This is a genomic window from Aurantiacibacter hainanensis (assembly GCF_036321025.1).
GTDB lineage: Bacteria > Pseudomonadota > Alphaproteobacteria > Sphingomonadales > Sphingomonadaceae > Alteraurantiacibacter > Alteraurantiacibacter hainanensis.
Map to the genome: position 1 here is coordinate 210,985 of NZ_JAZAPB010000002.1, position 26,621 is coordinate 237,605.

The following is a 26,621-nucleotide window of genomic DNA, read 5'->3' on the forward strand; positions in this document are numbered from 1 at the left end:
CAATGGCCGCCTGGCTTTTCGCCGCCTCTCTCGTAGGTTTCGGCACGCCGATCATATGGCGGCTGTCTTTCCCCGGCGAATTTCCGCCGATGTCCGTGCTCGCCACGCTGCAGGGGCTGGCATTTCTGAGCTGGGTAACGCTTTTCCTGGTGCAGGTTCTGCTGATCCGGCAAAGCGAGCGCTCCCTTCACAAACGGATCGGCCTGGCGGCGACGGCATTGATCGGGCTCGTGCTGCTGAGCGGCTATTTCGCCGTCGTCGAGCAGTACGATCATGGCAGCAAGACCGATACTGTCGCGGTGTTCGAACTCCTCCAGACTGGAATGGGCATCGTTCTTGCGGCACTGGGCATTGCGCTGAACAGGCGTCCGTTCATTCACAAGCGACTGATGCTTGGCAGCGTGGCGTTTCTCGCCAGCGCGGGTGCGGAAGCGGCTATGGAGGTGATCGGGCTCTTCGTTCCGCCGGTCCCTTACGGCGAACAGGTGGCGATCGTCCTGCCGTTCATCGCGCTATGCCTCTATGACCTAGCGATCTATCGCCGGCCATGGCTGGCTCTGACGCTGACGGGCTGGTTCGCGCTGATCCAGCTTATCGGGATCGAGCCGCTCATTCTCGACAGGCTGGGCGGCCGCTCGATCATCGACGGCCTGGCAGCGTGGATCGGTCTTGCAGCCTAGAACAGCGCGGAACCTGCAATGGCCGACAGGGAAATCGCCGGAAGCATGCCCAGCAGGCTCGCGGCGAGAAACGCTCGCGCTCCCATCGGCGTGGCGGCGCATCCCGCGGTGACGATGACATGCGGCACACCGCCCAGCCTCGCGCCGACGACGTATAGCGGGCCACGGCGGGCCAGGTGATCCTGGATGCCGTCCAGTCGCTTGCCAAAGCGCCGACGCATGCGTTCGCCCAGCCAGCGCCGGGTAATCAGGAAGAGCAGGTGGCTTCCGACGGCACACCCCAGCGCGACGACCAGGATGCCGCCGAGACCGAGCACGAGTCCGCTGAGAAACGACATGGTGTTCACCGCGCCGGGCACCGACATGGCAACGAGGGAGGCCGTCACGGCGGCGAGCAGGGCGGGGAGCGCAAGGATACCCATCGGCATGGCGGCAAGACTGTCCAGCAGCGCCATTGGCAGAATGGATGAGATGAAAGCTTCCATGATAACTTAAGGCCGATTCTCCGAACCGGTTCCCGTATACCACACAAGTCCTGAAATTGCGTTGCCGGGCGGCAACAGAATCAGGCTTCCGATCGGCCGTGGTTCACGAGGAGCACGCTGTCGTCGCGGGCGAGGCACCAGAGGCTGAGCCCCGCTGCCCGTGCGCGTTCCACCGCCATCGAGGTGGGGAGCGAAATGGTGACGAGCCGCGTGGCACCGGCCCGCACGGCCTTCTCCACGATCTCGTAGGAACAGCGCGCACTGGAGAGGATGAAGCCGTCTCCGGCGGGCTGCGCCGCCGCAGCCAGCGCGCCGACCAGCTTGTCCATCGCGTTGTGCCGACCGACATCCTCGCGTGCGTGCAGGATCGCCCCTTTGGCAGAGCAATAGGCGGCCGCATGGGCTGCGCCCGTCTTCGCGGTCAGAGGCTGGTGGTCGCGCAGCCTGGCCAGTGCGGCGAAGATGGCCTGGGGGTCGAGCGGGTGATGCGCCGCGACCGGCGGCAGCGGCGCGCTGACCGCTTCCAGGTTTTCGATCCCGCACAGCCCGCAACTCGATTCCGCGACGCGGGTCCGCACGCGCTCGGTCAGCTTCTCGATGCCGAGGCCGGTCAGCTGCGCGCGGGCGATCCATCCGTGATCGACTTCGGCGATGGCGATGTCGGTAATGTCTCCGGGTGTTCGCGCCAGCCCCTCCGTCAGGGCAAAGCCTCGCGCGAAATCCTCCAGGTCGTGGGGGGTGGCCATCATCACGGCGTAGGACAGGCCATTGTATTCCAGCGCAACCGGCACCTCTGGCACCCACTGGCGGGAGATCGGCTCTTGCGAGCCGTCGGCCGAGAATTGGGTCAGGTCGGACATTGCCAGCTCCGCTCAAGCAAGCGGACTTCGCCTGCTAGCCCGCATCCGAATTGTGCAGCTCGCCCGCCTTGGAAAAGTCGGTAGCGCGGGTCTGCGAACCCGGATTGCCCTGTTCCGCCAGATGCGCGATGGCTTCTGCAGCGATCGGATCCAGTCCGGAGCGGTCGCCGGTGAAGATGGCGTTCTTCATCCGGGGATCCCAGAAGCTCTCGATATGGTCCGCCGTCGCCAGCACCGCCTTGTCGTGGCCGATGGCCACGAAGTTCTTGGCGATCTGGTTGGCGAAGCGCACCAGCGTTGCCTGGGTGTCCTTGCTCATTCGGCGGGCTCCACGGCATCTTCGCCCGCGATGCGACGCGAACGCTCGGTCAGCTCCTGGTAGTCTTCCTGCCAGTCGGTCGGGCCGTTGCTGGGCGTGACCTGCACCGCCGTCACCTTGTATTCCGGGCAGTTGGTGGCCCAGTCCGAATAGTCGGTCGTGACGACGTTCGCCTGCGTCGCGGGATGGTGGAACGTGGTGTAGACCACGCCCGGCGCCACGCGATCGGTGACCTTCACGCGCAGGGTCGTCTCGCCGGTGCGGCTGGAAAGCTTGGTCCAGTCGCCATCCTTGAGGCCGCGGTTCTCCGCATCGACCGGGTGGATCTCGAGGAGGTCCTCCTCGTGCCAGACGGTGTTCGCCGTGCGCCGCGTCTGCGCGCCGACATTGTACTGGCTGAGGATGCGGCCGGTGGTCAGCAGCAGCGGGAAGCGCGGACCGGTCTTCTCGTCGGTGGGCACGTAGTCCGTCACCACGAACAGGCCCTTGCCACGCACGAAGCCTTCCATGTGCATGACGGGCGAGCCATCGGGATGCTTCTCGTTGACCGGCCACTGCACGCTGCCGCGCTCGTTGAGCATGTCCCACGAAACCCCGGCAAAGCTGCCGGTGAGGCGGGCGATCTCGTCGAGAATCTCGCTGGGGTGCGTGTAGTTCCAGTTCGCGCCCAGCGCGTTGGCCAGCAGCTGGGTGACTTCCCAGTCCTCGTATCCGTTCGCGGGTTCCATCACCTTGCGCACCGGCTGGATGCGGCGCTCTGCATTGGTGAAGGTGCCGTTCTTCTCGAGGAAGGTGGAGCCGGGCAGGAACACGTGGGCGTAGTTCGCGGTCTCGTTGAGGAAGAGATCGTGGACGATCACGCAGTCCATCGCCGAAAGGCCATCGGCCACGTGCTGGGTGTTGGGATCGGACTGAAGGATGTCCTCGCCCTGGATGTAGATCGCCTTGAAGCTGCCATCGACGGCGGCATCCAGCATGTTGTTGATCCGCAGGCCCGGGTTCGGGTCCAGCGAAACGCCCCAGTCCTTCTCGAACATGGCGCGGGTCTCGCCGTCGGAAAGGTGGCGATAGCCGGGCAGTTCGTGCGGGAAGCTGCCCATGTCGCAGGCGCCCTGAACGTTGTTCTGGCCGCGCAGCGGGTTCACGCCCACGCCGGGCTTGCCGATGTTTCCGGTGCACATGGCGAGGTTGGCGATCGCCATCACGGTGGAGGAGCCCTGCGAGTGCTCGGTGACACCCAGGCCATAGTAGATCGCCGCGTTGCCGCCCGTGGCATAGAGGCGCGCGGCCTCGCGCAGGTCATCCGCGGGGACGCGCGTGACCGGCTCCAGCGTCTCGGGGCTGTGCCGCTCGTCGGAAACGAAGCGCGCCCATTCCTCGAAGGCGTCGACGTCGCACCGCTCGCGGATGAAATCCATGTCGCACAGGCCCTCGGTGACGATGACGTGCGCCATCGCCGTGAGCACGGCGACGTTGGTGCCGGGCTGCAAGGGCAGGTGATGCGCGGCCTCGACATGCGGGGTGCGCACCAGGTCGATGCGGCGCGGATCGATGACGATCAGCTTCGCGCCTTCGCGCAGGCGCTTCTTCAGGCGGCTGGCGAAGACCGGGTGCCCGTCCGTGGGATTGGCGCCGATCACCAGCGCCACGTCCGTATGCTGCACGCTGTCGAAATCCTGCGTGCCGGCGCTCGTGCCGAACGTCGTCTTCAGGCCATAGCCGGTGGGCGAGTGGCACACGCGCGCGCAGGTATCGACGTTGTTCGCGCCGAAGACGGAGCGGATCAGCTTCTGCACGAGGAAGGTTTCCTCGTTGGTGCAGCGGCTGGAGGTGATGCCGCCCAGCGCGCCCGCGCCGTGCTCGTCCTTGATCGCCTTGATCTTGCTGCTGGTGAATTCCAGCGCTTCTTCCCAGGTAACCTCGCGCCACGGCTGGTCGATGCTGTCGCGCACCATCGGGCTGGTGATGCGATCCTTGTGATTGGCATAGCCGTAGGCGAAGCGACCCTTCACGCAGGAGTGGCCGCGATTGGCCTTGCCATCCTTGTAGGGAACCATGCGCACCAGCTGTTCGCCGCGCATTTCGGCGCGGAAGGTGCAGCCCACGCCGCAATAGGCGCAGGTGGTGACGACGCTGCGTTCGGGCAGGCCCACTTCCTTGACGCTCTTCTCCTGCAGCGTGGCCGTGGGGCACGCCTGCACGCAGGCGCCGCAGCTCACGCATTCGCTGGAGAGGAAATTGTCATCGTCCTGACCGGCGGAAACCATGCTGGCAAACCCGCGCCCGTCGATGGTGAGCGCGAAGGTGCCCTGCACTTCGTTGCAGGCGCGCACGCAGCGCGAACACACGATGCACTTCGAGGGATCGAAGTGAAAATAGGGATTGGAGTTGTCGGTCTCGAAGCCGAGGTGGTTCGCTCCCTCGTAGCCGTAACGCACGTCGCGCAGGCCCACGTTCGCCGCTTCGTCCTGCAGTTCGCAATCGCCGTTGGCGGAGCAGGTGAGGCAGTCGAGCGGGTGATCGGAGATATACAGCTCCATCACGCCCTTGCGCAGCTTTTCCAGCCGCGGAGTCTGCGTCTTCACCTTCATGCCTTCGGAAACGGGCGTGGTGCAGCTGGCGGGCGTGCCGCGCGCACCCTCGATCTCCACCAGGCACAGGCGGCACGAGCCGAAGCTCTTCACGTTGTCCGTCGCGCACAGCTTGGGGATCTGGCCACCCGCAACCGTGGCCGCGCGCATCACGCTGGTGCCGGCCGGCACGGTAACGCTGCGTCCGTCGATCGTCAGCGTGACTTTCTCGTCCGACTTGACTTCCGGAGTGCCGAAATCCTTTGGGGCTTCGTATCCCATAATTATCGCTCCATCGCCGCAAGGTCTGCGGGTGTATTGATATTTGCTGGCGCATCGGTGCTGGTTACGGGCCGCGCTCCGGCGGCCTTTGCAAATGCCAGCATCGAATGGCGTCCTTCACTCTGGAGGATGGCCGAAACGATTGATGCGTTGTTGCTTTTCCAATGCCCGATTACGGGCTGTTTTTCAAGGTAAGCCGGGGGCGGCGAAAGAATCGACAAGAGCGTGGGCGGAAGGGACACGGAGTCCACTCCGCAGGTCAGCACGCTTTCGTAGCCTTCATCCTCGGCATAGCGCAGAGCCGCGGCGATTCCGCCAAGCGGCCCCATGTCGGGATGCGGCCAGTCGGGTATCGTCGGCGCAGGTGCAGTTTCCCGGCCCACCACCACGACATATTCGCAAAATCCCGAAAGGGCATCGACGGCGCGGGAGATCAGCGTGCGGCCGCCCAGTTCCGCCAGCGCCTTGTCGCTGCCGAAACGGGAAGACTTGCCGCCTGCCAGGACCGCGCCCAGGATCACTCGGCGACCTCCGGCAGGGCCTGCTTGACCAGTTCCGGATTGCGCGTGAAATCCTCCGGCCACTGACGCAGGGCGCTCATCACCGGATAGGGCGTGAACCCGCCCAGCGCGCAGAGCGAGCCGAACTTCATCGTCTCGCACAGGTCCGTCAGCAGGCCGATCTCGTCACCAGCATCGCGGCCCTTGTCCTTGGGTGCGTTATGCATCTGCGGTGCCAGTTCGATCCGGTCGCGCTCGCGCCCGCCGGCCCTGATGCGGTCGAGGATCTCGACGCCGCGAACCGCGCCGATGCGGCAGGGCGTGCACTTGCCGCAGCTTTCGACGGAGCAGAACTCCATCGCGAAGCGCGCCATTTCCAGCATGTCGGCGGTGTCGTCGAACACGGTCACGCCGCCGTGGCCGATCAGCGCCTCGGCATTGGTGTATTCCTCGTAGTCGAACTTGATGTCGAACTGGTCGGGATGGATGTAGGCGCCAAGCGGCCCGCCCACCTGCACCGCCTTTACCGGCCGACCCGATGCCGTGCCGCCCCCGATCTTGTTCACCAGATCGTCCAGCGTCACGCCGAAGCCGACTTCGTAAAGTCCGCCGTGCTTGATGTTACCGGCAAGCTGGATGGGCATGGTGCCGCGCGAGCGGCCGAAGCCCGCGTCCTTGTATTCGTCCGCGCCGCCCTCGTGCAGGATGTGCGGCACGGCCTGCAGGCTGAGCACGTTGTTGACCACGGTGGGCCGACCGAGGAAACCCTCGAGGGCGGGCAGGGGAGGCTTGGCGCGCACTTCGCCACGCTTGCCTTCCAGGCTGTTGAGCAGCGAGGTTTCCTCGCCGCAGACATAGGCGCCGGCACCTACGCGCACTTCGCACTTGAACGGCGCGATGATGTCCGCGCACAGTTCCAGCGCGGCGTTCAGCTTGCGGATGGCGTCGGGATATTCGCTGCGCAGGTAGATGTATCCCTGGTCGGCGCCGACGGCCTCGCCGGCGATGGCCATGCCCTCGATCAGCGCGAAGGGATCGCCTTCCATCGCCATGCGGTCGGCAAAGGTGCCGCTGTCGCCTTCGTCGGCATTGCAGACGATGTACTTCTTCGGGCCGGGCGCCTTCATCACGGTGTCCCACTTGATGCCGGTGGGGAAGCCCGCGCCGCCGCGTCCGCGAAGACCCGAATGCTTGATCTCCTCGACGATCCTTTCGGAGCCGATTTCGCGCGCGCGCTTCAGGCCCACCCAGCCGCCGGTCGCCTCGTAGTCTTCGAGGCTCAACGGACGGGTCTTGCCGGCGCGCTTGAACGTGATGCGCGTCTGCGTGGCGATGAACGGGTGGTCCTCGATGATGCCGATGGACTTGTCGCTCTTGCCATCCAGGATGGCATCGACATCGTCCAGCGTCGCCGGACCGAAGCCCTCGCCGTCGATTTCCACCAGCGGTTCCAGCCAGTGCATGCCCCAGCTGGATACGCGCTGCACCTCGCAGCCCTTCTTCTCGAAAGCAGCTGCAAGCTTGTCCGCCCCGCCGGCGCGGGCCAGGGCGTCGTCTGAGATGCGAACAGTCGTCATACGTTGTCTACCAGCTTGGTGATCGCCTGCTCGTCCAGGCGGATATGGAGGTCGTCACCCGTGCGCGCGGCGGGGCCGGCGCTGCACAGGCCGAGGCAATAGACGGTGGAGATGCGCACGCGTTGACCCGCCGCCTCCGTCGCGCCCTTGATCAGCTTTTCCACGCCGCGTGCCTTGCAGGCCTCGGCACGGCAGATCTGCACGTGCGGGCGGGGATCGGGCTGGGGCAGGTAATCGTGATAGAAGCTGACCGCGCCATGCACGTCGGCCCGGCTGATGTTCAGACCCTTCGCGATCAGGGCCTCGCTTTCCGCGTCGACGCAGCCGAATTCATCCTGCACGTCGTTCAGGATCGGCAGCAACGGCCCTTCGCGTTCGTGATGACGGGCGATGATATCACCCAGGATTTCGCTCTTGTCGCTCATGCCTTGAGCCTTTCTGCGTGCCACTTGATATGATCGGCGATGAAGGTGGAGACGAAGAAGTAGGAGTGGTCGTACCCATCCTGCATGCGGATCGTCGCATCCATCCCGGCTTTGCGGACCGCCTCTTCCAGCAGCCAGGTCTTCAGCTGCTCGTCCAGGAAGTTGTCTGCGCGGCCCTGGTCCACCAGCAGGTTTTCGATCCGCGCGCCCTCCTCGATCAGGGCGCAGGCGTCGTATTCGCGCCAATCCGCCTTGTCGGAGCCGATATAGCCGGTCAGCGCCTTCTCGCCCCAAGGGCAGTTCAGCGGGCTGACGATGGGCGAAAATGCACTGGTGGAGCGGAAACGCCCCGGATTGCGCAGGGAAACGGTAAGCGCCCCGTGGCCGCCCATGGAATGGCCGGAGATTGCCTGCCGGTCCATGTTGACGGGGAAGTTCTTCGCCACCAGCGCCGGCAGCTCTTCCTCGACGTAGCGACGCATGTGGAAATGCTTCGCCCACGGATCCTGCGTGGCATTGACGTAGAAGCCCGCGCCCTGGCCGAAATCGTATGCCTCGTCGTCGGGAACGCCCTCGCCGCGCGGAGAGGTGTCAGGTCCCACCAGGATCACCCCATGCTCGGCGCAGGCCTGGTGATAGTGACACTTGATCATCGCGTTTTCGTGCGTGCAGGTGAGACCGGACAGCCACCACAGCACCGGAAGCTTCTCACCCTCGCGATGCTCGGGAATGAAGACCTGGAAGGTCATGTCCGTGCCGGTGGAATCGCTGGCATGCTTGTACACGCCCTGGTTGCCTCCGAAGCACTTCGTTTCGCTGACGGTTTCGATGGTCATCGTACTTGCAGTTCCTCCTGCCTCTGCAGAACGCCCTGGCGCATAACGTGAGTGAGCGACCGGAAGGCCGATATGTCGTTTCGCGGATCTTCGGCGAGGACCAGCAGGTCTGCCGTCATCCCGGCGCGCAATGCGCCGATGCTGTCGCCCATGCGCAGCGCCTCTGCAGCGACGGGGCCTGCCGCCTGCATGATTTCGTCCGGCGTCATGCCGGCAGCCTGCATGGCCTCGAGTTCGTCGAGCGCCGAGGGGCCGTGCAGCGTCAGCGGGTTGCCGGCATCGGTCGCGAGCACGATGCGGTCCCCCGCGTCGCGCACGGCGCGCAGGTTCTGTTCCATCATCGCCAGTTCGCGCCCTTCGCTTTCCATGCGCTCGCCAAAGGGCGTCACCCGCCCGTCAGTTCGCGCCAGCACGGCATCGGTCGCGATGCCGGGATTGGCGAGCAGCTGTACAAGGTCTTCGTCAACGCAGCGATCGTCGTCCCGGTATTGCGCAGGCTCTCCGGTGGACGCGGACAGCAGCGCCAGCGACCAGTTGCGTCCGACGACAAGGGTGGGCGCATAGAAGGCATCGTTGGCCAGCAGCAGGTCGAGGAATTCCTGGTCGAGAGGCTGATCCGTGACACTGTGCACCAGCATCTTCGCGCCGGCCCGGAGCGCGGTCTTGGCAGCTTCCAGTTCGGTCGCATGGACGATCAGCGGCAACCCGACTTCGCGCGCGGCCTCGCCCGCTACCATCATCAAGTCGTTCAGGCGGTCCATGTCGTCCGGCGAGGCCGGAGCGACGAACCATACCTTCACGGCATCCGATCCCATGTCCCTGACGCGCGCCACGTCGGCGCGGATCTGTTCGGGGGTTTCCATCGGCAGGAAGGTGGGCTGGTCGGCCAGCGGACCGTAGCTGAAATGATCGCTCACCTCGTCGCTGACGTGCGTGATGAGCGGGCCCGCCGCCCGCACGTGTGCCCGGTCCGCGCGGCCTTCGCCGTCTGCGTGTTCGCCGGTGACGGTCCACGGGGCTCCGCCCACGTCGAACACTGCCGTCACGCCGCTGCACAGGTAGGCGCGGTGCCAGCGGCCCGGGTTGTCCCAAAGCGCCTGCACGGTATCGGCATAGGGGAGGACGCTGCGGTCGCGCAGACCGTCAGGACGTCCGTCGAGCCAGCCGGTCTGGGCGAAATGGACATGGGCGTCGACAAGGCCGGGGGTGACGAAACTGCCCGAGACATCGGTCACCCGAACGCCCGAAGGCAGGGGGCAGTCCGCTTGCGTGCCGGCGCAGGTGATCGTGCCGTTCTCCACGACGACCACCGAATCCTCGATCGCGGCGTTCCCCGTTCCGTCGATCAGCGTGCCACCCACGAGCGCCTGCTGCGCCGACGCGGAAGCGGCCAGTGCGGCGAGCGTGATTGCCATGGAGACGGAAAGGGAACGCACCGCGATCAGTCCTCCACGTTTGTCGTGAAGGCGCACAACTTGTTGCCCACCGGATCGCGCAGGTAGGCGCCGTAGAGCTTGTTCTCGCCCATGTCCCTGCGACCCGGCGCGCCTTCGTCGGTGCCGCCATTGGCAAGCCCCGCGGCGTGCCAGTCATCCACCTGCGCCTGCGTGGCAGCCGTAAGACCGATCGTGCCGCCGTTGGCGAAGGTTGCCGGTTCGCCGTTACGCGGCCGGTTCACCGAGAAGAACCCCTGCTCATAGGAACCGTAGTAGGATGCATCGTCCATCCGGTTGCCCGGGATGCCCAGCGCACCGAACGTCGCGTCATAGAACGCTGCCGATGCTTTGGGGTCGTCCGTTCCGACAACGATGTGGGTGTACATGCTCATCGTGGTCAGGCGTTCTCGGCGTTGGGGCAGAACACGCAGATCTTGTTGCCGTCCGGATCGCGCAGATAGGCGCCGTACATCTGGCCGGGGCTGTTCTCGCGAATGCCGGGCGCGCCTTCGTCCGTTCCGCCATTGGCGAGCCCGGCTGCGTGCCAGGCATTCACCTCGTCGTAGTTCTTCGCCTTGAGGCCCAGCGTCGCGCCGTTGGAAACGGTCGCTTCCTCGCCGTTGGCAGGCTTGCCCACGGCCACCGCGCCGCCTTCGTTGGCATAGATCGTGGCGTGGGGGAGTTCGTTCACCGCGGGCACGCCGATCGCGCCCATCGTTGCGTTGTAGAACTGGCGCGACTTCGCGACGTCGTTGGTGCCGAGAAAAACGTGGTTGAGCATCGGGTTGGTCCTCTCTCAGATAGCGCGCGCGAATTCACCTCGCTGCCCGCGATTCTCTTGTTTCATCACATAGCCGAAATTTTCAGCAATGTGAAAGAACGAATGTCCGTGCGACCCGATTTTCGCAATCGGGTCTTTGGTCGGCCCCGCTGTCCGGGCCTAGTAGACCACTACCGACCGGATGCTCTCGCCCGAGTGCATGAGGTCGAAACCCTTGTTGATCTCGTCCAGCGTCAGCGTGTGGGTGATCATCGGGTCGATGGCGATCTTGCCGTTCATGTACCAGTCGACGATCTTGGGCACATCGGTGCGGCCCTTGGCCCCGCCGAACGCCGTGCCGCGCCAGTTGCGGCCTGTCACCAGCTGGAAGGGGCGGGTGGCGATTTCCTTGCCCGCCTCTGCCACGCCGATGATGATGCTGGTGCCCCAGCCCTTGTGGCAGCACTCCAGCGCCTGGCGCATGACATCGGTATTGCCGGTGCAGTCGAAGGTGTAGTCCGCGCCGCCGTCCAGCATCTCCACAAGGTGCGCCACCACGTCGCCGGTTTCCTTCGGGTTCACGAAGTCGGTCATGCCGAACTTCTCGCCCCATTCCTTCTTCGAAGGGTTGATATCGACGCCCACGATCCGGTCCGCGCCCGCCATCTTGGCGCCCTGGATCACGTTCAAGCCGATGCCGCCCAGGCCGAAGACCACCACGTTATCGCCAGGCTGCACCTTGGCGGTGTTGGTGACCGCGCCAACGCCGGTCGTCACGCCGCAGCCGATGTAGCAGCTGGTCTCGAACGGAGCGTCGGTGCGGATCTTCGCCACCGCGATTTCGGGCAGCACGGTGAAGTTCGAGAAGGTCGAACAGCCCATGTAGTGGTGGATCGTCTCGCCCTTGTACGAGAACCGGCTGGTGCCGTCGGGCATCAGGCCCTTGCCCTGCGTCTCGCGGATCGCGCTGCACAGGTTGGTCTTGCCCGAAAGGCACATCTTACACTGGCGGCATTCGGGCGTGTAGAGCGGGATCACGTGATCGTCCGGCTTGACGCTGGTGACGCCGGGCCCGACCTCGCGCACGATACCCGCGCCTTCATGGCCCAGGATCGAGGGGAAGATCCCCTCGCTGTCCAGCCCGTCCAGCGTGTAGGCGTCGGTGTGGCAGATCCCGGTCGCCATGATCTCCACCAGCACCTCCCCTTCCTTCGGGCCCTCCAGGTCCAGTTCGACGATCTCGAGTGGCTTCTTGGCTTCGAAAGCTACGGCGGCACGGGTTTTCATAGATGGTCCTTTATCGAATTCGTGTGTCGTCAGGTGGCGGCCGGCGTCCCGGCTAGGCGGGCCTCCCGGTTACGGCATCGTTGTTGGGCAAAGGCGCTGCCTCGGCCAAGGCGGCGTCGCCTTCGTCGTTGGGCAGGAAGAACAGAAGCGCCGCACCGATTACCGCGCCCGAGCACATGATGAGCGAGACGGCGAGAAGCTCCGAGTCCCCCAGCCAGGTGAACAGGAAGCCGGCGATGATCGGCGATCCCGCCGCGCCAAGGCGCCCGACACCCAGCACGAAGCCGGTGCCGGTCGCCCTCGCATAGGCCGGGAAGCCCCGGGCGAAGGCGGCGTAGTAGCCCACGATCGCGGCGTTCAGGAAGAACATCGTGAAGAAGGCCGCGATGCGCCATGTCCACAGCGTATCGTGCCCGAGGCCGAAGTAGGCGACCGCGACCACACCGAGCAGCGCGGCCCCGATGGTCGGTCCCTTGATGTCGAACTTGCGCATCACGAAGCCGAACAGGAATCCCCCGAGTGCGCCGCCGATGTTGGCATAGGTGAGGCTGCTGGCCGCGTCGGGCTGGCTGAAACCTGCACCGGCCACGATCGTCGGAGCGAACTTCAGGATGTAGTAGAAGGTCAGCGTGTGGAACGCATAGCCGAAGGCGAGCAGCAAGGTGATCTTGCGCAGCCTGGGCTTCGACAGGATGTCGGTCACCTTGGGCTGTTCCAGCGTGGTGTCGATGATCGGCAGCGCCTCCACCGTCGGCTTGCCGAAGGCGGCGAGCGACTTGTTCATCTTCTCCAGCGCGCGCGAGGGACGCCGCGAGGCAAAGTAGGCCGGCGTTTCGGGGACAAGCAGCATGACCAGCGGGATCATCGCCGCCGTCACTATCGCACCGAACAGGAAGACCGCGCGCCAGTCGTACTCGACCAGCAGCCAGCCCTGCGCGGCGAAGCCACCGATCACGCCACCGATGGGATAACCGATGACGTAGAGCGCCATCGAGATGCTGCGGCCCGATTTGCTGGTGGTTTCGGCCACCACGGCGTTGGTGCTGGCGAGCATGCCGCCGATGCCAAGACCGGTGATGAAGCGCCAGACGGTTATCTCGACGATCGCTTGAGAGGAGTGGGCGAACCACATGCCGATGGCCATCACCACGAGGCAGGTGAGCATCGTGAGCTTGCGGCCGTACTTGTCCGCCAGGCCACCCAGGATCACCGAGCCAAAGCCCATGCCGACCAGTTCGGCCGAGAGCATGATTCCCAATGCGTCGCGCTCAACCCCCCAGTCAGCCGCGATTCCCGGTGCGGCGAAGGCGCTGGAAAGCACGTCGAACCCGTCGAGTGCGTTGAGCAGGACCATGAGTATCACGACAATGACCTGTCGTGTGCCCATGGGCGTATCGTTCATGACTGCAACGGGATTACCCCCGCTTGATGGTCCGGCCATATTGACTTTGTCCTCTCCCTTGAACGCCTCTATTCGTGGATTCTGGCGAGCATTTCCACCAGTTTCTCTAATTCCTGCCGCGTAAAGCGGCTTTTCAGCCAGGACTCGTGCTCCTCGATGCAGCTCTTCGCCTCCCGCAACGCGGCTTCGCCCTCGTGCGTCAGGTGCAGAGACTGCTTGCGCCCGTCGCTGCTCGATCGCTCCCGGCGCAGGTAGCCGCGCGACTGCAGGCGGTTGACGATTGTCATCGTCGTCGCCCTGTCCATGCGCAGCCGCCCGCCTACCTCGATCTGGGCGATGCCGGGGTTGTCGCCCAGCAGCCACATCACGCTCACTTGCTTCTGAGTCAGTTCGAGCTCGGCAAAAGTTTCCGTGAAGTGGCGATAGACGGCGCCATGGGCCAGCCGGATATGGAACCCGACAATGCCGTCCAACTCGCCGAATTCCGGCTCTGGTGTCTCGTCTTCTTGCTGGGTTGCTGTGCCGTGGGCCAAGGTCCTGCTCTCGTCTGTCTTGCGGATTTGTTAGTAAAGCATACAATTATCCGCAAGGAGAGGACGAACATGGCGCATTTTCCCGAAACCCCGAACTACACCGGCTTCAACACGCCCAGCAGGATCGAGGCGGATATCGCGAACCTGCAGCATACCGGCGAGATTCCACCCGAGCTCGACGGTGCCTTCTTCCGCGTTCAGCCCGATCCGCAGTTCCCCCCGCGCCTGGGTGACGACATTTCCTTCAACGGCGATGGCATGATCACCCGCTTCCATTTCCACGACGGCCAGTGCGACTTTCGCCAGCGCTGGGCGCAGACCGACAAGTGGAAGCTGGAGAACGAGGCCGGCAAGGCGCTGTTCGGCGCATACCGCAATCCCCTGACCGACGATGAGAGCGTAAAGGGCGAATACCGCGGCACGGCCAACACCAATGCCTGGCTCTACGGCGGCAAGCTGTGGGCGCTGAAGGAAGATTCCCCGGCGCTGGTGATGGACCCGGCGACGATGGAGACGGTCGGGTACGAGAAGTTCGGCGGCAAGATGACCGGCGAAACCTTCACCGCGCATCCCAAGGTCGACCCCGACACCGGCAACATGGTCGCCATCGGCTATGCCGCCAGCGGCATGCATACCGACGACGTGACCTATTACGAGGTCAGCCCGGAGGGTGAACTGGTGCGGGAGGAATGGTTCAAGGTCCCGTATTACTGCATGATGCACGACTTCGCGATCACGCCCGATTACCTGGTGCTGCACATCATTCCCTCGGTCGGCAGCTGGGAGCAGCTGGAGGCGGGCAAGCCTGCCTTCATGTTCGACACCACCAGGCCCGCCTATCTCGGCATCATCCCCCGCCGCGAGGGGCTGAAGGACGAGGACATTCGCTGGTTCAAGCGGGACAACTGCTTTGCCAGCCACACGATGAACGCCTGGCAGGAAGGTTCGAAGATCCGGTTCGTGACGCCTGAATCGAAGAACAACTTCTTCCCCTTCTTCCCCGACATCCACGGCGCCGAGTTCAACCCGATGGAGGCCATGACGAGGCTCACCATGTGGACGGTGGACCTCGCCAGCAATGGCGACGAATTCGAGAGCATCGAGAAGCTCACCGATACCGTGTCCGAGTTCCCCCGCATCGACGACCGCTTCACTGGTCGCAAGAACCGCTACACCTGGGGCCTCGAGATGGACATGAGCCGTCCGATGGACGGGGAGGCGCGCTCTGCCGGCGGGGCGCCCATGAACTGCCTGTTCTTCCGCGACATGCAGACCGGCGAGGAGCAGCACTGGTGGGCGGGCGAGACCAGCACCCTCCAGGAGCCGTGCTTCATCCCGCGCTCGCCCGACGCGCCGGAGGGTGACGGCTGGGTGGTGCAGGTGTGCAATCGCATCACCGAGCACCGCAGCGACCTGCTGGTGTTCGATGCGCTGGAAATCGAGAAGGGCCCCGTCGCCACCATCAACGTCCCCATTCGCCTGCGCTTCGGCCTGCATGGCAATTTTGCGCGGAGCGAGGATATCGGTCTGGCGAAGACGCGCGAGGCCGAAGCCGCGTGATCCGGCAGGTGCTATCGGCTGCGGCGCTGCTGGGGCTTTCGGTCCCGGCAGCGGCCCAGGATGAAGAGTGGCGCCAGTGGGACGTTGCGCCGGCCTGCCGCGATCTGGCTCCGCTGGATGACGCGCCATCCGGACCCGACCTGGTCTATCGCGAGCCATCGCCCGCGACCATTTCCATGCGCCGGCAATTGCTCAACCCGGAGGTGAACTCATTCACCTTCCGCGAAATGAGCGAGGTCTGGGCCAATCGCCGGGTCAGCGCGTCCGAAACGCCGCGTTCCTGGCGCGAGGCAGAGGCGTTCGAAATGCCCGAAGGCTACGACGCCTTCGCGCAGTCCACCTTCACCGACGCGATGCTCGTTCTGCGCGATGGCGCGATCGTGTTCGAGGATTATCGCAACCGCTTTTCCCCGCGCGAGCGGCATATCGGTTTCTCGATGTCGAAGACGATCGTCGCCATGCTGGTCGGGCAGGCGCTCGAACGGGGCGAAATCGCCTCGCTCGATGATCCGGTCGAGCTTTACTGGCCCGCGCTCGAAGGCGGCGGCTACGAGGGAGCGACGATCCGCAACCTGCTGGAGATGCGTTCGGGAGCCGACATCGAGGAGCGCTATGATTTCGGTGAGAACCCGAGCCTGGCGGCATGCATCCACGAGACGGCAATCGTCCTGAACCGCGCCCGCTTTGCCGACTTCGGCATCAGGGTGGGACGGCGCGAGGCCCCCGGCACCAGTTTCAACTATGCGACGCTCGATACGGCCGTGCTCGGCCGTGTGCTGGAAAACGCGACCGGCACTCGGCTGGCGCGGCTGACCAGCGAGCGGTTATGGCAACCGCTCGGCGCACAACGAAACGCCTTCTGGCTGGCGGACGGCCCGTCGGGCCAGGGACGTTCTCTCGCAGGAATGGGCTTCAATGCCACCTTGCGGGATTTCGCCCTGCTGGGCCAGCTGATGCTGGATGACGGCAAGGTCGGCGATACACGCGTCCTGCCGGAGGGGTGGGTGGACCAGATGACGTCGATGCGCCCGCTCGACCCTGAAAGCCCGCGTCCGGGCTATGGTTTCCAGACATGGCAGCTGGGAGACGAGCCGGGGGCCTACTCGGCCATCGGTCTTGCCGGACAGTATATCTACGTCCACCCGCAAAGCCGCACGGTGATCGTGAAGCTCAGCCACTATCCTCCGGGTGCCGAACTGGACGGTGTGGTGGCGGATTACTTCGGCAGAATTGCAGCCACGCCGCTGCCATCGGAATGACGGGCGGCGGCGCGCAGGTTCCCGGTGAACTTACGGCCGAACTGCGCTGGTGGTGGCAGGGCGATGCGCCCCGCGGCGTGCAGGGCTGGTTCGCCGGTCTTGGAGAGGCGAGACCGGAACAGCGCCGCGATGTCTATTGCGTAACCGATCATAGGGGCTGGGGGCTCAAGCGGCGCGGCGTCGACGGCCCGTGGGAAAGCAAGATGGCTCTGGCACGACAGTGCCGTGTTCCCGGCCTTCCCGATGCGACCTTGTGGCTAAAGCAGGAAGTGGTGCGGGATAAGCATTCTTCCGACCCGGAACTCGTCGTCGAGAAGGATCGGCAGGTCGTGGCGCTGGAGGATGCCGAGGGCGAGCCTGCCTGCGAAATCGAGCTGGGCAGGGTCCGCGTGGACGAACGCGAGGAATGGAGCACGCTGTGTTTCGAAGCGCGGGCCCATTTGTCCGATCCGGTGGGCAACCTCGCACGGGCCTGGAACAATGACGGCGGTCTGCCCGAAGGACTGGCGAGTGGGTGGGCGGCGGCTTACCCAGAGTGGATCGCCCATATATGCAGGGAGAAGTTCTGATGATCGAACCGGGACTGGAATTCGTCTACGAGGCCGGCGGCGAGCTGGAGGCCCCGCGCGAGATCGGAGAGGTGGTGGACGGCACCCGCCGGATCATTCCGATCAAGCCGGGCGGCTACGTGAAGGGGCCCAGGATCAGCGGCAAGCTTATGGGGAATTCGGCGGACTGGCAATTGACCCGCCCCGACGGTGTGACCGTTGCCGATGCCATCTACGCCATCGAGACGGACGACGGCGCGCTCATCCAGATCCGCAACAAGGGGCTGCGCCACGGCCCGCCCGAAGTCATGGACCGGTTGCGCCGCGGGGAGGAGGTCGATCCTTCGGAATACTACTTCCGCACGGTGCCGGAATTCATTGCACCGACCGGGCCCTATGACTGGATGAACCGATCGATCTTCATCTGCTCGGGCGCGCGCTACGCCAACTCGATCAAGCTGTGGGTCTGGCGCGTTACCTGAACGTCGAGATTGCCGATCCGGAAAATGGAAGCGGCGCGTGAGCAACTGGCTCCCGCGCCTTTTTCCTTTTGTCCCGAGGGCGTAGCTCCAAAGCGAAGGGGGCGGCCCTTGCGAGCCGCCCCCTGCTTTTCCCGTGTCGGGAGTGCGACCCTGAGGCCGCGCTCTCCTTACCAGGTGACCTGGAAACCGGCGCGGGCGCCGACTTCACCTTCGTCGAACCCGATGCCGACGCCACCGGTGAAGGCGGCGTTGTCGCTGATGCGGGCAGCGAAGCTGGCCGAACCGGCAACGCGGTCGTTGTAGTAGCCGAAGCCACCGGCGAGGCCGAAGCTGTCGGTCGGCATGAGGACCGGCGATTCCATCGCAAGTGCCATGGCGACACCTTCGTTGGCTTCACGCACACCCTGCGCGTTCTCGGAAGCGAGATCGAACAGCGTGGTGGTCTGGCCCTGCAGCGTGGCGATGGCCTGCTGGTTGGCGGCGATGTTGTTGTTCGCCATGTTCAGGGCGTTGCCGAGGGTGGAGTCGGCACCGATCACGCCATCGGCGTCCACGGTCAGGACCGAGATGGCACCCGTCTGCGCAGCCGTGCTGGCCGCGATGTCGCCGATGCGAACCGAGCTGCCCGCACCGCCCAGGGTGACCTGGTTGTCGGCAGTGGTCGTCGCATTCGCACCGATCGCGGTCGAACCGGCGAAGTTCGCCGTGGCGTTCTGACCGAGAGCCGTGGCACCCGCGGCGTTGGCGTCGGTGTTTTCACCGATTGCCGTGGCACCGGCGGCCGTCGCGACTGCGAAGTGACCGAAGGCGCTGGTACGGTCGGCGGTAGCCTGAGCACCGTAGCCGTAGGCCGAGGAAGCAGCTGCCGAAGCGATGGACTGCGAGCCCGTCGTGGTCGAACGCGTGCCGAGGGCCTGCGCATCGTTACCGATGGCAACCGAGTTCGTGCCGGTGGCATCGACGTTCTCGCCGAGGCCGGTCGAACGCTCGCCCGAGGCTACTGCGAAGTAGCCAAGTGCGGTCGAACGGGCACCGGTTGCACTCGACTGGTAGCCGACTGCGGTAGCCGCGGCCGCGGTGGCTTCAGCGCTCGCGCCGATGGCGCTGCTGAAACGGCCGGTGGCCTGGGCATCGTTGGCGATGGCCAGCGAACCTTCACCCGTGGCATCGACGTTCTCGCCGAGGCCGGTCGAACGCTCACCCGAAGCAACGGCGAAGTAGCCGAGGGCGGTCGAACGCGTGCCGGTGGCACTCGATTCATAGCCGACTGCCGTTGCGGCAGCCGCGGTGGCTTCCGCACTTGCACCGATGGCGCTGGTGAACTCGTTCGTAGCCTGGGCATCGTTACCGATGGCAACCGAACCCTGGCCGGTAGCATCGACGTTTTCGCCGAGGCCGGTCGAACGCTCACCCGAGGCAACGGCGAAGTAGCCGAGAGCGGTCGAACGCGTGCCGGTGGCACTCGATTCGTAACCGATCGCGGTAGCGGCGGCTCCAGTGGCTTCGGCGTTACGGCCGAGGGCGGCCGTGAACTCGTTGTTGGCAACGGCACCGTCACCGACAGCGGTCGAGCCCTGGCCGGAAGCTTCCGACACGCGGCCGAGAGCGGTCGAGAACTCAGCCGAAGCTTCCGACTGCCAGCCGAAGGCCTGGGCACCAAGACCGGAAGCGATCGATTCCGAACCAACTGCTGTGGAGTGAAAGCCGGAGGCAATCGCTGTCTGACCTATAGCGACGGCGTCTTCATCGGAAGCAAAGGCACCGATGCCGACCGCAGTGGAATCAAGCGCCGTAGCGGTCGAACCCTCACCAACTGCAGTCGCGCCATCTGCGCTAGCAGTCGCCACGCCACCAAAGGCATTTGAGCCGTTGCCCGAGGCCGTCGCACCATCACCCAGCGCATTCGAGAAAGTCCCCGATGCGGTCGCAAGATAGCCAATGGCGGAGCTCGAAGTTCCCGACGCAGTCGCACCGTTCCCCAGTGCGGTGGAGTTTGAGCCGGAAGCCTCAGCGCTGACGCCTACCGCGGTGGACGCTAGGCCGGTGGCCGAAGAACCGCCACCCAGCGCGGTTGCAGTCGAGCCGGTTGCAGAGGCATCCCAGCCCAGGGCGGTCGAACCGAAGCCGAGAGCTTCAGCGCCCTGGCCGTTGCCGTCCGCATCGTTGCCGATGGCGATGGCGTAATCGGCGTCGGCTTCCGACATGTTGCCGATGGCGATCGACTGAAGGCCGTAGGCCTGGGCCTGCACGCCCAGAGCAACCGAGCGTTCGCCTTCGGCGATCGTGTTGGCGCCTACGCCGGTCGCGAGGCGGCCGGTCGCGGCGGCCTGGATGCCGACTGCGGTCGTGCCGTCGAAAGCGGCATTGGCTTCGTGACCGATGGCGGTCGAATTGATGAAGGCAGCAGTCGCACCCTGGCCAACGGCAGTCGTGCCGTTGCCGTTGGCGGTCGCATTTTCGCCGCAAGCGAGCGAATCAACGCCCGTGCCGCTGGCACCACCGACGGTGTCGGCAGCGTCGGCCACGCCGTTGTCGTTCGTATCGAGCAGACATTCTTCTGCCGACGCGGTGTCAGGGGTGGCGCCAAGCGTGGCCACGGCAGCGATGGCAAGACCCGAAGCGCTGAGCGCCATGGTGGTGAGATTGCCGAATGTCTTCGGTTCCGAATTACGCATTAAATCCTCCTGTTTGGTCGAACCGGGCCGAAATCAGCCGTCGCGACAGCAGGTAGGGGAATGAGTCAGACACTGAAATCGTTCCCCCATTGCTACACGCGATTTCGTGATCGCGGCGGTTACCCGATCCGGGCGTTGCGTAAGCTAGAAGAATTTTGAAGTTTTGCATGCCCAAAATGCAACGAATTCAGAAAAAATGTGCAATGCGGGTAATTTGCAACACGGGGCCACCGGCTCTCCGGCCAGCCAGGGTAGTTAGCAGGCGATGAACGCGGTCACGAAATCCGAAGGTCGAGAAGGGTCGGCTTGTCCGAATCAAAACTCCACTGCAGGGCCGCGTCGAGAGCCTCGGTCGAATCCACCTTGCGGCCAGCGATTCCATGGCCCTCTGCCAGTTTGACGAAGTCCAGTCCGCCAAGATCGCAGCCGGGTACGTGATTCATGCCGAATTCCCCGGAAAACCCGGTTAGCGCCGCATAGGCCGAGTTGTTCATGATCACGAAGCTGACCGCCAGGTTTTCCTGGAAAGCGGTGAACAGCCCCTGGATCGTGTACATCGCCGCCCCGTCGCCCAGAATGGCGATCACCTTGTCGTCCTGCGCCATGCAGACCCCGAGCGCGCCGGGCAGCGAGTAGCCCAGTCCGCCGCTGGCGCAGGAGTAGAAACCGCCCTCGCGCGTGATCGGCAGGGTCTTGTGCTCCGGCCCGCGTGCGGTGGGGGCCTCCTCGACGATGATCGCGTTCTCCGGGCGCAGCGCGGCGATCCGGCTGAGCACCCAGGCGGCGGTCATCTCCGCTTCGGGTTCGATCAGTTCATGGGTGGTGCCGGTGTAGTCGCGCTGGTTGGTGCGCTCCGCCAACTTGGCGAGGCCTTCGTTCACATCGCCCAGCACGCCGCCGCCGCCGGGCAGGTTGGCGAGGTGCTGCGGATCGTCGGACAAGGCCATCAGCTGCGCATGCTCGGGCCAGTGCGGCCCTTCGCCTTCCACGTGATAGGTGAACACCGGCGCGCCGGCGACGAGGATCGCGTCGAAGGGATCGAGCGCCTGGCGGATCTGGTCGCGCCAGGCGTTGAGGAAGCCGGCGAACTGCGGATGGTCTTCCGGGAATGTCTCTCGCGCCGCATAGGGAGCGGCGAACACCGCGCAGCCTGCCTTCTCCGCAAGCGCAATGGCGCAGGCCCAGCCTTCGCAGTTGGCAACGCCGGTACCCAAAACCAGGGCGGGGCGCTCGGCATTGTCGAGCATGGTAGCCAGTCGTTCTATTCCGGTGGCCGACGGAACGGTGATGGAATCGATGACCGGCAGGCCGGGCATGAGGCATTCGCGCTCCCAGTCGTCGACCGGGATGGAAACGAATACCGGACCCATCGGCGGGGTCAGTGCGGTGACAAAGGCGCGCACCAGCGCCAGCGGCACGTCCTCGGCCCGCGCAGGTTCGATGGCGAACTTCACGTAAGGGCGCGGGAATTCGCTTGGCCGCTCGGCATAGAGGAACGGGTCGAAGGGAAGGATGGAACGGGCCTGCTGACCCGCCGTCACGACGATGGGCGCATTGTTCTTCCACGCAGTGAAAAGGTTGCCGAGCGAATGCCCGGTGCCTGCCGCGCTGTGCAGGTTCACCAGGGCAGGCTTGCGCGCCGCACGGGCATAACCGTCGGCCATGCCCATCACCACCGCCTCGTTCAGGCCCATCACGTAGGGGAAGGGCAGGCCCTTGAGCATCGGCAGCTCGGTGGAGCCGGGATTGCCGAACAGGCGGTCCACGCCGAAATGGTCGAACACGGCAAAGGCGGCATCGCGAACTGTCGGCATGGCGTCAGACCTCTTCCCCGCCCTTGCGCGCCCGGCCAAGCACGCTGTCTTCATCCTTGCGATAGCGCCACAGCACGACAAGCAGCAGCCCGACAATCACCGGGCACACCGCGTTGACGGCAATGACCGCCTGACCAAGATCGCCGCCGTTCCGGTCGGAAACGATACCGACGAAATAGGGGCCGAGGCCCTGGCCCAGCAGGGTCATGAAGATGAGGTACGTGGAAAAGATGATCCCGCGCATGCGCGGCAGGACAAGGCCCAGGAGCAGGGTGTAGATCGGCGGCAGCCACAGTGTCAGGATCAGGCTGTAGATCACGAACCGGAGATAGAAATCTCCCACGCTCTCCGCGCTGTAGGTCCATACGCCGAAGAACGGGCTGATCGCCAGCGACCAGAAAACCAGCCACAGCATGCCCCTGCCGCCCATCTTGCGACCAAGGAAATCGGTCAGCGGTCCGGCCACCAGAGCTCCGATGGTGGCGAGCAGGGCCGACAGCAGGCCGAACTGCACACCGGCCTCTGCCGTGGTGAGCCCGAACTCGCGGATGAGCATGGAGGGGGTAAAGCCCATCACGCCGTAGTTGATGGCCGTCTGCAGTCCGCCCACGATCATGAGGAGGAGAAGCGAAGGATTTAGCGCCACGTGGAAAGTGGGCTTGTCGGTCAGGCGATAGTTCTGGAACAGGTTAAGGATCACGAATGCGCCGAAGCCGATCACGCTCCATTGCAGCACGTGCGGGCTGATGGCGAAGGCTCCGAAATCGAGCGGCGGACGCGGTGAAAAGGCAGAGGTTATCCGCACCATCAGGGTGCAGAATCCGATAATCACGGCCAGTCCGCCGAGATTGATTGCCCACTGCTTGGCCCTGGCATCGCGCCGCCACAGGTTCATCCAGTTGGTGCCCGGTGTCACCGCACCCAGCACCCCGGCGCTGGCCTTGAACGGAGCCGGGTCGGGCTTCGAGACGATCCCGTCCATGGCCCCGCGCTCGGGCTCGCGCAGCTTGTAGATCAGCCAGGCCAGCGGGAAGCCGGGCAGGGCGGAGACGAGAAAGGCGAACTGCCAGCCGGCAAAGTCCAGCGGGGCATTCCCGTCGGGGTAGCGCAGGTCCCACCATTCCGCGACCACGCCGCCGATTGCCATCGACAGGCCCAGGCCGAGGGCAAGGCCCACGCCAAGCCCGCCCATGGCGATGCCGCGACGGCCCTTGGGGAGGGAGTCGAACAGGATCGAATTGGCGGCAGGCTGCGTCGCGCCTTCGCCGATGCCCACGCCGAGGCGCGAGATCGCCAGCAGGGTGAAGCCCTGGGCAAAGGCGGCAAGTCCGGCAAAGAAGCTCCACCCGGCAAGGCAGATGGCGAGCAGCTTCGTGCGCACCCAGCCATCGACAAGCCGCCCCAGAGGCAGGGAGAACAGGGCATAGAACAGCGCGAAGACGGTGCCGTAGAGCAGGCCCATCTCGGCATCGCCGATGCCGAGGTCGTTGCGGATGTCGTTGGCGAGGATGGAGAGGATCTGCCGGTCGAGCAGGCTCATCATCTGCGCGCTGCTCATCAGGATGATGGCATGCCAGCCATAGCGACTGATGACCTGCACTCCGCCCGCCTCGCTCGCCGCCGGGGCGACGGGCGCCGCCGGGGCGGTTCCGCCGGCGGGCGGTGCGGTGTGGCTGCTCTCGCTCATATGCCGAACAGAGCCTCCGCATTGGTCTGGAAGAACTTGCGCTTGGCTTCTGCCGGAATGTCCATGGCGTCCAGCAGGCGCACCTCGTCCGGCACGTACTGGTAGGGATAGTCCATCGCGTAGCACACGCGGTCCTCGCCCATCACCTCTATCATCAGCTTGATGGATGCAGGCGAGGGCAGGCCGGAATTGGTGCCCCACACGTTGTTGCGCAGGTAGTGGTGCAGGCTGTGCTCAAGCGGTTTCAGCCGCTCGTACCGCTGGGATCGAACGCCCGCGTTGAACATGTAGTCGAAGCGGTCGATCCAGAAGGGCAGGCCTTCGCAGCCGTGGCCCAGCACCAGTTGCAGCGAGGGATAGCGATCGAACACCCCGGTCGTGAGCATCCGCAGCGCGTGGTAGCTGGTCTCCACCGCGAAGCCGAAGATCGCGCCCTCGAGCCCGGCATCCACCATGCCGCCGATCATGCCGTCGGGCGGGCCCTGGGGGTGGATGTAGAGCGGAATATCCATGTCCGCGCAGGCGCGCAGGATCGGATCGAACTGCGCCTCGTCCAGATAGTGACCATGGGTGTGCGAGTTCACTTGCACGCCCACGAAGCCGAGCTCTTCCTTGCCGCGCCGCAATTCCTCCGCGGACCATTCCGGGTCCTGCGGGCAGATGGCGGTCATGCCGACGAAACGGTCGGGATGGCGCTCGCAGGCATCCTTCAGCCGGTCGTTGGAACTGGTGACGATGCCCTTCGCCTCGTCGAGATCGAACAGCGACTGCACGCCGGGGCTGGTCATTGCCAGCACCGCCTTGTCGATCCCCGCCTCGTCCATGGCCGCAAGGCGCAGCTCGCCAAGGTCGAGCAGGCGTTCGCGGATGAAGGTCGTGCGCTCGCTGGGGCTGGTGCCATAAAAGCCCCACAGGCTGACCGTGCCCTTGTCGGCGCGACCTTCCTTCACCAGTCGCAGGATCGCATCGAGCTGCTCCTCGGTTGCGAAGGCTTCCTCGGTCGCGATGCGCAGGTAGCCGTGCTGGCCACCGGTCTTGAGTTCACTCGTCACGTATTACCTCATGTTGCTGGGCCAGATGCCCTGCTTGCCTGGTGAAAGGATGCCATTGGGATCGAGGCAGTCCTTGATCTTCTCTGCGAAACGACGCTGTGCGTTGTCGTTGAAATCGTAAAGGCCGGCCACTTCGTCCATGAAATCCAGGTGGCTGCGGTATTCGCCGAACCCCAGCTTCGCGGCCGGCTCCAGCATGGCCTTGACCGCGGCGTAGGCGTCGCGGGTCATCTGCTCGTTCTTGGTATCGAACACCACCAGCGCCACGTGGATCATGCTGCGCCGGCCGATGATGGTGGCGGCGGAATAGTCCAGCCCGTGCTCGTTCAGAACCCGGCGGCAAAGGTCGCGAATGGTGACGCCGTCCTTGCCGGAGATGGGCAGCGCGCAGGAGAAGCCGATGTGCCCGCCTTCCTCGCCGCCATACCACTTGGTCATCTGGTCCAGCGCCATGGCCGGGATCCCGGCCTGCACGTTGTGATGGGGGTTCTCGAATTCGGGCAGGTCGTGGCCGTCGAACTCCTCGAACGTCACCGAGCTGCCGGGAATGGTGGCAAAGGCCTTCTCGATCTTGGCGCGGTTGTGCGCCACGACCGGCGCATCGCCCTGCACCGAGAAGCGCATCACCCACCGCCCGAAGCCGGGCGTGGCGGCGATGCGGTCCAGCACCTCTTCCGGGATCGGGTCGCTGCCCTCGTACCACTGCCTGCGCTCGGAGATGGCCGAGGCGCCGCATACCGCATTCAGCAGCATCGGCTGGTTCGAGATCGTGCCGTTGATCATCAGCGGCCGCAGCACGTCGAGAAACTGCGCGAAATGCTCCTCGCTCGCCAGTGTGAACCAGCCGGGGGCATAGACCTCGGGCGGGTTCATCAGGGCGACGCCCATCTTGGTGACGATGCCGAAATTCGACTGGGTGAACATGCCATCCCAGCTGGGCCCGGCGGAATGTGGATAGACGAGCCAGTTGTGCGGATTGCTCATCCCGCCCATGCCGGTGCGCAGGATGTCTCCGTCGGGCAGCACCACTTCCAGCCCGCAATGCTGGCCCCAGTGATCGCCCAGCGGCGTGTATCCGACCCCGTGCTCCAGCGCATTGCCGATCACGGAGCCGCCGCCAAGGTCCGGGCAGCTCATCCACAGTTTGGACCCGGTGGAGCGCAGGTGATCGTAGAGATCGAAGAAGCGCACGCCGGGTTCCACCAGGGCGACGCAGTTCTCCTCGTCAACCTCAAGCACGCGGTTCATGCGCCGCAGCGACACGGTGAAGGTTTCCGAAACGCGCGGCGCGCCGCCGCCGTAGCCCTTGTTGCGGCCTTGGCTGCTGGTCCAGATCGGGGTGCCGTGTTCGTTGGCGATGCGCAGGACGGCCTGCACCTCCTCCACGCTGCCGGGCATCAGTACCGCGCCGGGCCTGTACCATTCGCCCGGAGGTCCGAAGGGGTCACCGTGATCGGAAAGGTCATCCTCGGGCAGGAGAACGTTCGCGCTGCCCAGCGCGTCCTGCATGGCCTGCAGGGCGGCACTGCTGATCGGTGATTTCGAAGCAATCGCGTCCATCGTTCCCCTCCCAAGGTCTGGCGCTGGTCGGT

At 65.0% G+C, this 26,621-nt stretch carries 24 protein-coding genes; 5 read left to right on the forward strand and 19 right to left on the reverse strand.

Features of this window, described 5'->3' with window-relative positions:
- Positions 1 to 2: 2 nt before the first annotated feature.
- On the forward strand, positions 3 to 680 hold the full coding sequence (locus AAA989_RS08550; protein ID WP_338242594.1) for a hypothetical protein: 678 nt from the start codon (positions 3 to 5) through the stop codon (positions 678 to 680).
- Here the strand turns inward: AAA989_RS08550 and AAA989_RS08555 are convergent.
- From AAA989_RS08555 to AAA989_RS08620, 14 genes are all read right to left on the reverse strand, one after another.
- Positions 677 to 1,135: a VTT domain-containing protein gene (locus AAA989_RS08555; protein WP_338242596.1), complete on the reverse strand. Its 459-nt coding sequence runs from the start codon at positions 1,133 to 1,135 to the stop codon at positions 677 to 679. The two genes, AAA989_RS08550 and AAA989_RS08555, sit on opposite strands and share 4 nt — an antisense overlap.
- A 110-nt stretch (positions 1,136 to 1,245) precedes the next feature.
- Entirely contained in the window at positions 1,246 to 2,025 is a 780-nt protein-coding gene (gene fdhD / locus AAA989_RS08560; RefSeq protein WP_338242597.1) for a formate dehydrogenase accessory sulfurtransferase FdhD, read from the reverse strand.
- A 34-nt stretch (positions 2,026 to 2,059) separates the two neighbouring features.
- On the reverse strand, positions 2,060 to 2,344 hold the full coding sequence (locus AAA989_RS08565) for a formate dehydrogenase subunit delta (RefSeq protein ID WP_338242600.1): 285 nt from the start codon (positions 2,342 to 2,344) through the stop codon (positions 2,060 to 2,062).
- Positions 2,341 to 5,196: a formate dehydrogenase subunit alpha gene (fdhF, locus tag AAA989_RS08570; RefSeq protein ID WP_338242603.1), complete on the reverse strand. Its 2,856-nt coding sequence runs from the start codon at positions 5,194 to 5,196 to the stop codon at positions 2,341 to 2,343. The genes AAA989_RS08565 and fdhF overlap by 4 nt, the downstream gene beginning before the upstream one ends.
- A 2-nt stretch (positions 5,197 to 5,198) precedes the next feature.
- Complete coding sequence (locus AAA989_RS08575; RefSeq protein WP_338242606.1) at positions 5,199 to 5,717, reverse strand: molybdenum cofactor guanylyltransferase; 519 nt, start codon at positions 5,715 to 5,717, stop codon at positions 5,199 to 5,201.
- Positions 5,714 to 7,273 carry an NADH-ubiquinone oxidoreductase-F iron-sulfur binding region domain-containing protein gene (locus AAA989_RS08580; RefSeq protein WP_338242609.1) on the reverse strand — a complete coding sequence of 520 codons (1,560 nt, stop codon included), beginning with the start codon at positions 7,271 to 7,273 and terminating at the stop codon, positions 5,714 to 5,716. Before AAA989_RS08580 ends, AAA989_RS08575 begins: the two co-directional genes overlap by 4 nt.
- On the reverse strand, positions 7,270 to 7,698 hold the full coding sequence (locus AAA989_RS08585) for an NAD(P)H-dependent oxidoreductase subunit E (RefSeq protein ID WP_338242612.1): 429 nt from the start codon (positions 7,696 to 7,698) through the stop codon (positions 7,270 to 7,272). The genes AAA989_RS08580 and AAA989_RS08585 overlap by 4 nt, the downstream gene beginning before the upstream one ends.
- Positions 7,695 to 8,534, reverse strand: coding sequence for an S-formylglutathione hydrolase (gene fghA / locus AAA989_RS08590; RefSeq protein WP_338242614.1), 840 nt, complete (start codon positions 8,532 to 8,534; stop codon positions 7,695 to 7,697). Before fghA ends, AAA989_RS08585 begins: the two co-directional genes overlap by 4 nt.
- Positions 8,531 to 9,970 (reverse strand): amidohydrolase family protein, encoded by a 1,440-nt coding sequence (locus tag AAA989_RS08595; RefSeq protein ID WP_338242616.1) that lies wholly within the window; start codon positions 9,968 to 9,970, stop codon positions 8,531 to 8,533. Before AAA989_RS08595 ends, fghA begins: the two co-directional genes overlap by 4 nt.
- Before the next feature lie 5 nt (positions 9,971 to 9,975).
- Positions 9,976 to 10,362 carry a VOC family protein gene (locus AAA989_RS08600; RefSeq protein ID WP_338242618.1) on the reverse strand — a complete coding sequence of 129 codons (387 nt, stop codon included), beginning with the start codon at positions 10,360 to 10,362 and terminating at the stop codon, positions 9,976 to 9,978.
- A gap of 5 nt (positions 10,363 to 10,367) precedes the next feature.
- Positions 10,368 to 10,751 carry a VOC family protein gene (locus tag AAA989_RS08605; protein ID WP_338242620.1) on the reverse strand — a complete coding sequence of 128 codons (384 nt, stop codon included), beginning with the start codon at positions 10,749 to 10,751 and terminating at the stop codon, positions 10,368 to 10,370.
- 159 nt (positions 10,752 to 10,910) lie between these two features.
- Positions 10,911 to 12,017 (reverse strand): S-(hydroxymethyl)glutathione dehydrogenase/class III alcohol dehydrogenase, encoded by a 1,107-nt coding sequence (locus tag AAA989_RS08610; RefSeq protein ID WP_338242622.1) that lies wholly within the window; start codon positions 12,015 to 12,017, stop codon positions 10,911 to 10,913.
- A gap of 52 nt (positions 12,018 to 12,069) precedes the next feature.
- Positions 12,070 to 13,419: an MFS transporter gene (locus AAA989_RS08615; RefSeq protein WP_338242624.1), complete on the reverse strand. Its 1,350-nt coding sequence runs from the start codon at positions 13,417 to 13,419 to the stop codon at positions 12,070 to 12,072.
- Positions 13,420 to 13,487: 68 nt separating this feature from the next.
- Complete coding sequence (locus AAA989_RS08620) at positions 13,488 to 13,952, reverse strand: Saro_0803 family transcriptional regulator (RefSeq protein WP_338242626.1); 465 nt, start codon at positions 13,950 to 13,952, stop codon at positions 13,488 to 13,490.
- A 69-nt stretch (positions 13,953 to 14,021) separates the two neighbouring features.
- On the opposite strand from AAA989_RS08620, the gene AAA989_RS08625 reads away from it, so the two are divergent.
- The 4 genes from AAA989_RS08625 to AAA989_RS08640 are packed head-to-tail and all read left to right on the forward strand — an operon-like array spanning position 14,022 to position 17,801.
- Entirely contained in the window at positions 14,022 to 15,512 is a 1,491-nt protein-coding gene (locus tag AAA989_RS08625; RefSeq protein WP_338242628.1) for a lignostilbene-alpha,beta-dioxygenase, read from the forward strand.
- Complete coding sequence (locus AAA989_RS08630) at positions 15,509 to 16,771, forward strand: serine hydrolase domain-containing protein (protein WP_338242630.1); 1,263 nt, start codon at positions 15,509 to 15,511, stop codon at positions 16,769 to 16,771. Before AAA989_RS08625 ends, AAA989_RS08630 begins: the two co-directional genes overlap by 4 nt.
- On the forward strand, positions 16,768 to 17,340 hold the full coding sequence (locus tag AAA989_RS08635) for a hypothetical protein (protein WP_338242632.1): 573 nt from the start codon (positions 16,768 to 16,770) through the stop codon (positions 17,338 to 17,340). The genes AAA989_RS08630 and AAA989_RS08635 overlap by 4 nt, the downstream gene beginning before the upstream one ends.
- Positions 17,340 to 17,801 carry a DUF3237 domain-containing protein gene (locus AAA989_RS08640; protein ID WP_338242634.1) on the forward strand — a complete coding sequence of 154 codons (462 nt, stop codon included), beginning with the start codon at positions 17,340 to 17,342 and terminating at the stop codon, positions 17,799 to 17,801. The genes AAA989_RS08635 and AAA989_RS08640 overlap by 1 nt, the downstream gene beginning before the upstream one ends.
- Before the next feature lie 167 nt (positions 17,802 to 17,968).
- Here AAA989_RS08640 and AAA989_RS08645 read toward each other — a convergent pair whose 3' ends face one another.
- From AAA989_RS08645 to AAA989_RS08665, 5 genes are all read right to left on the reverse strand, one after another.
- Positions 17,969 to 20,476 (reverse strand): YadA-like family protein, encoded by a 2,508-nt coding sequence (locus tag AAA989_RS08645; RefSeq protein ID WP_338242636.1) that lies wholly within the window; start codon positions 20,474 to 20,476, stop codon positions 17,969 to 17,971.
- 275 nt (positions 20,477 to 20,751) lie between these two features.
- On the reverse strand, positions 20,752 to 22,290 hold the full coding sequence (gene mdlC, locus AAA989_RS08650; protein ID WP_338242638.1) for a benzoylformate decarboxylase: 1,539 nt from the start codon (positions 22,288 to 22,290) through the stop codon (positions 20,752 to 20,754).
- A 4-nt stretch (positions 22,291 to 22,294) separates the two neighbouring features.
- Complete coding sequence (locus tag AAA989_RS08655) at positions 22,295 to 23,977, reverse strand: MFS transporter (protein ID WP_338242640.1); 1,683 nt, start codon at positions 23,975 to 23,977, stop codon at positions 22,295 to 22,297.
- Positions 23,974 to 25,029 carry an amidohydrolase family protein gene (locus tag AAA989_RS08660; protein ID WP_338242642.1) on the reverse strand — a complete coding sequence of 352 codons (1,056 nt, stop codon included), beginning with the start codon at positions 25,027 to 25,029 and terminating at the stop codon, positions 23,974 to 23,976. Before AAA989_RS08660 ends, AAA989_RS08655 begins: the two co-directional genes overlap by 4 nt.
- Before the next feature lie 3 nt (positions 25,030 to 25,032).
- Positions 25,033 to 26,589 carry an FAD-binding oxidoreductase gene (locus AAA989_RS08665; protein ID WP_338242644.1) on the reverse strand — a complete coding sequence of 519 codons (1,557 nt, stop codon included), beginning with the start codon at positions 26,587 to 26,589 and terminating at the stop codon, positions 25,033 to 25,035.
- Between the last annotated feature and the right edge of the window lie 32 nt (positions 26,590 to 26,621).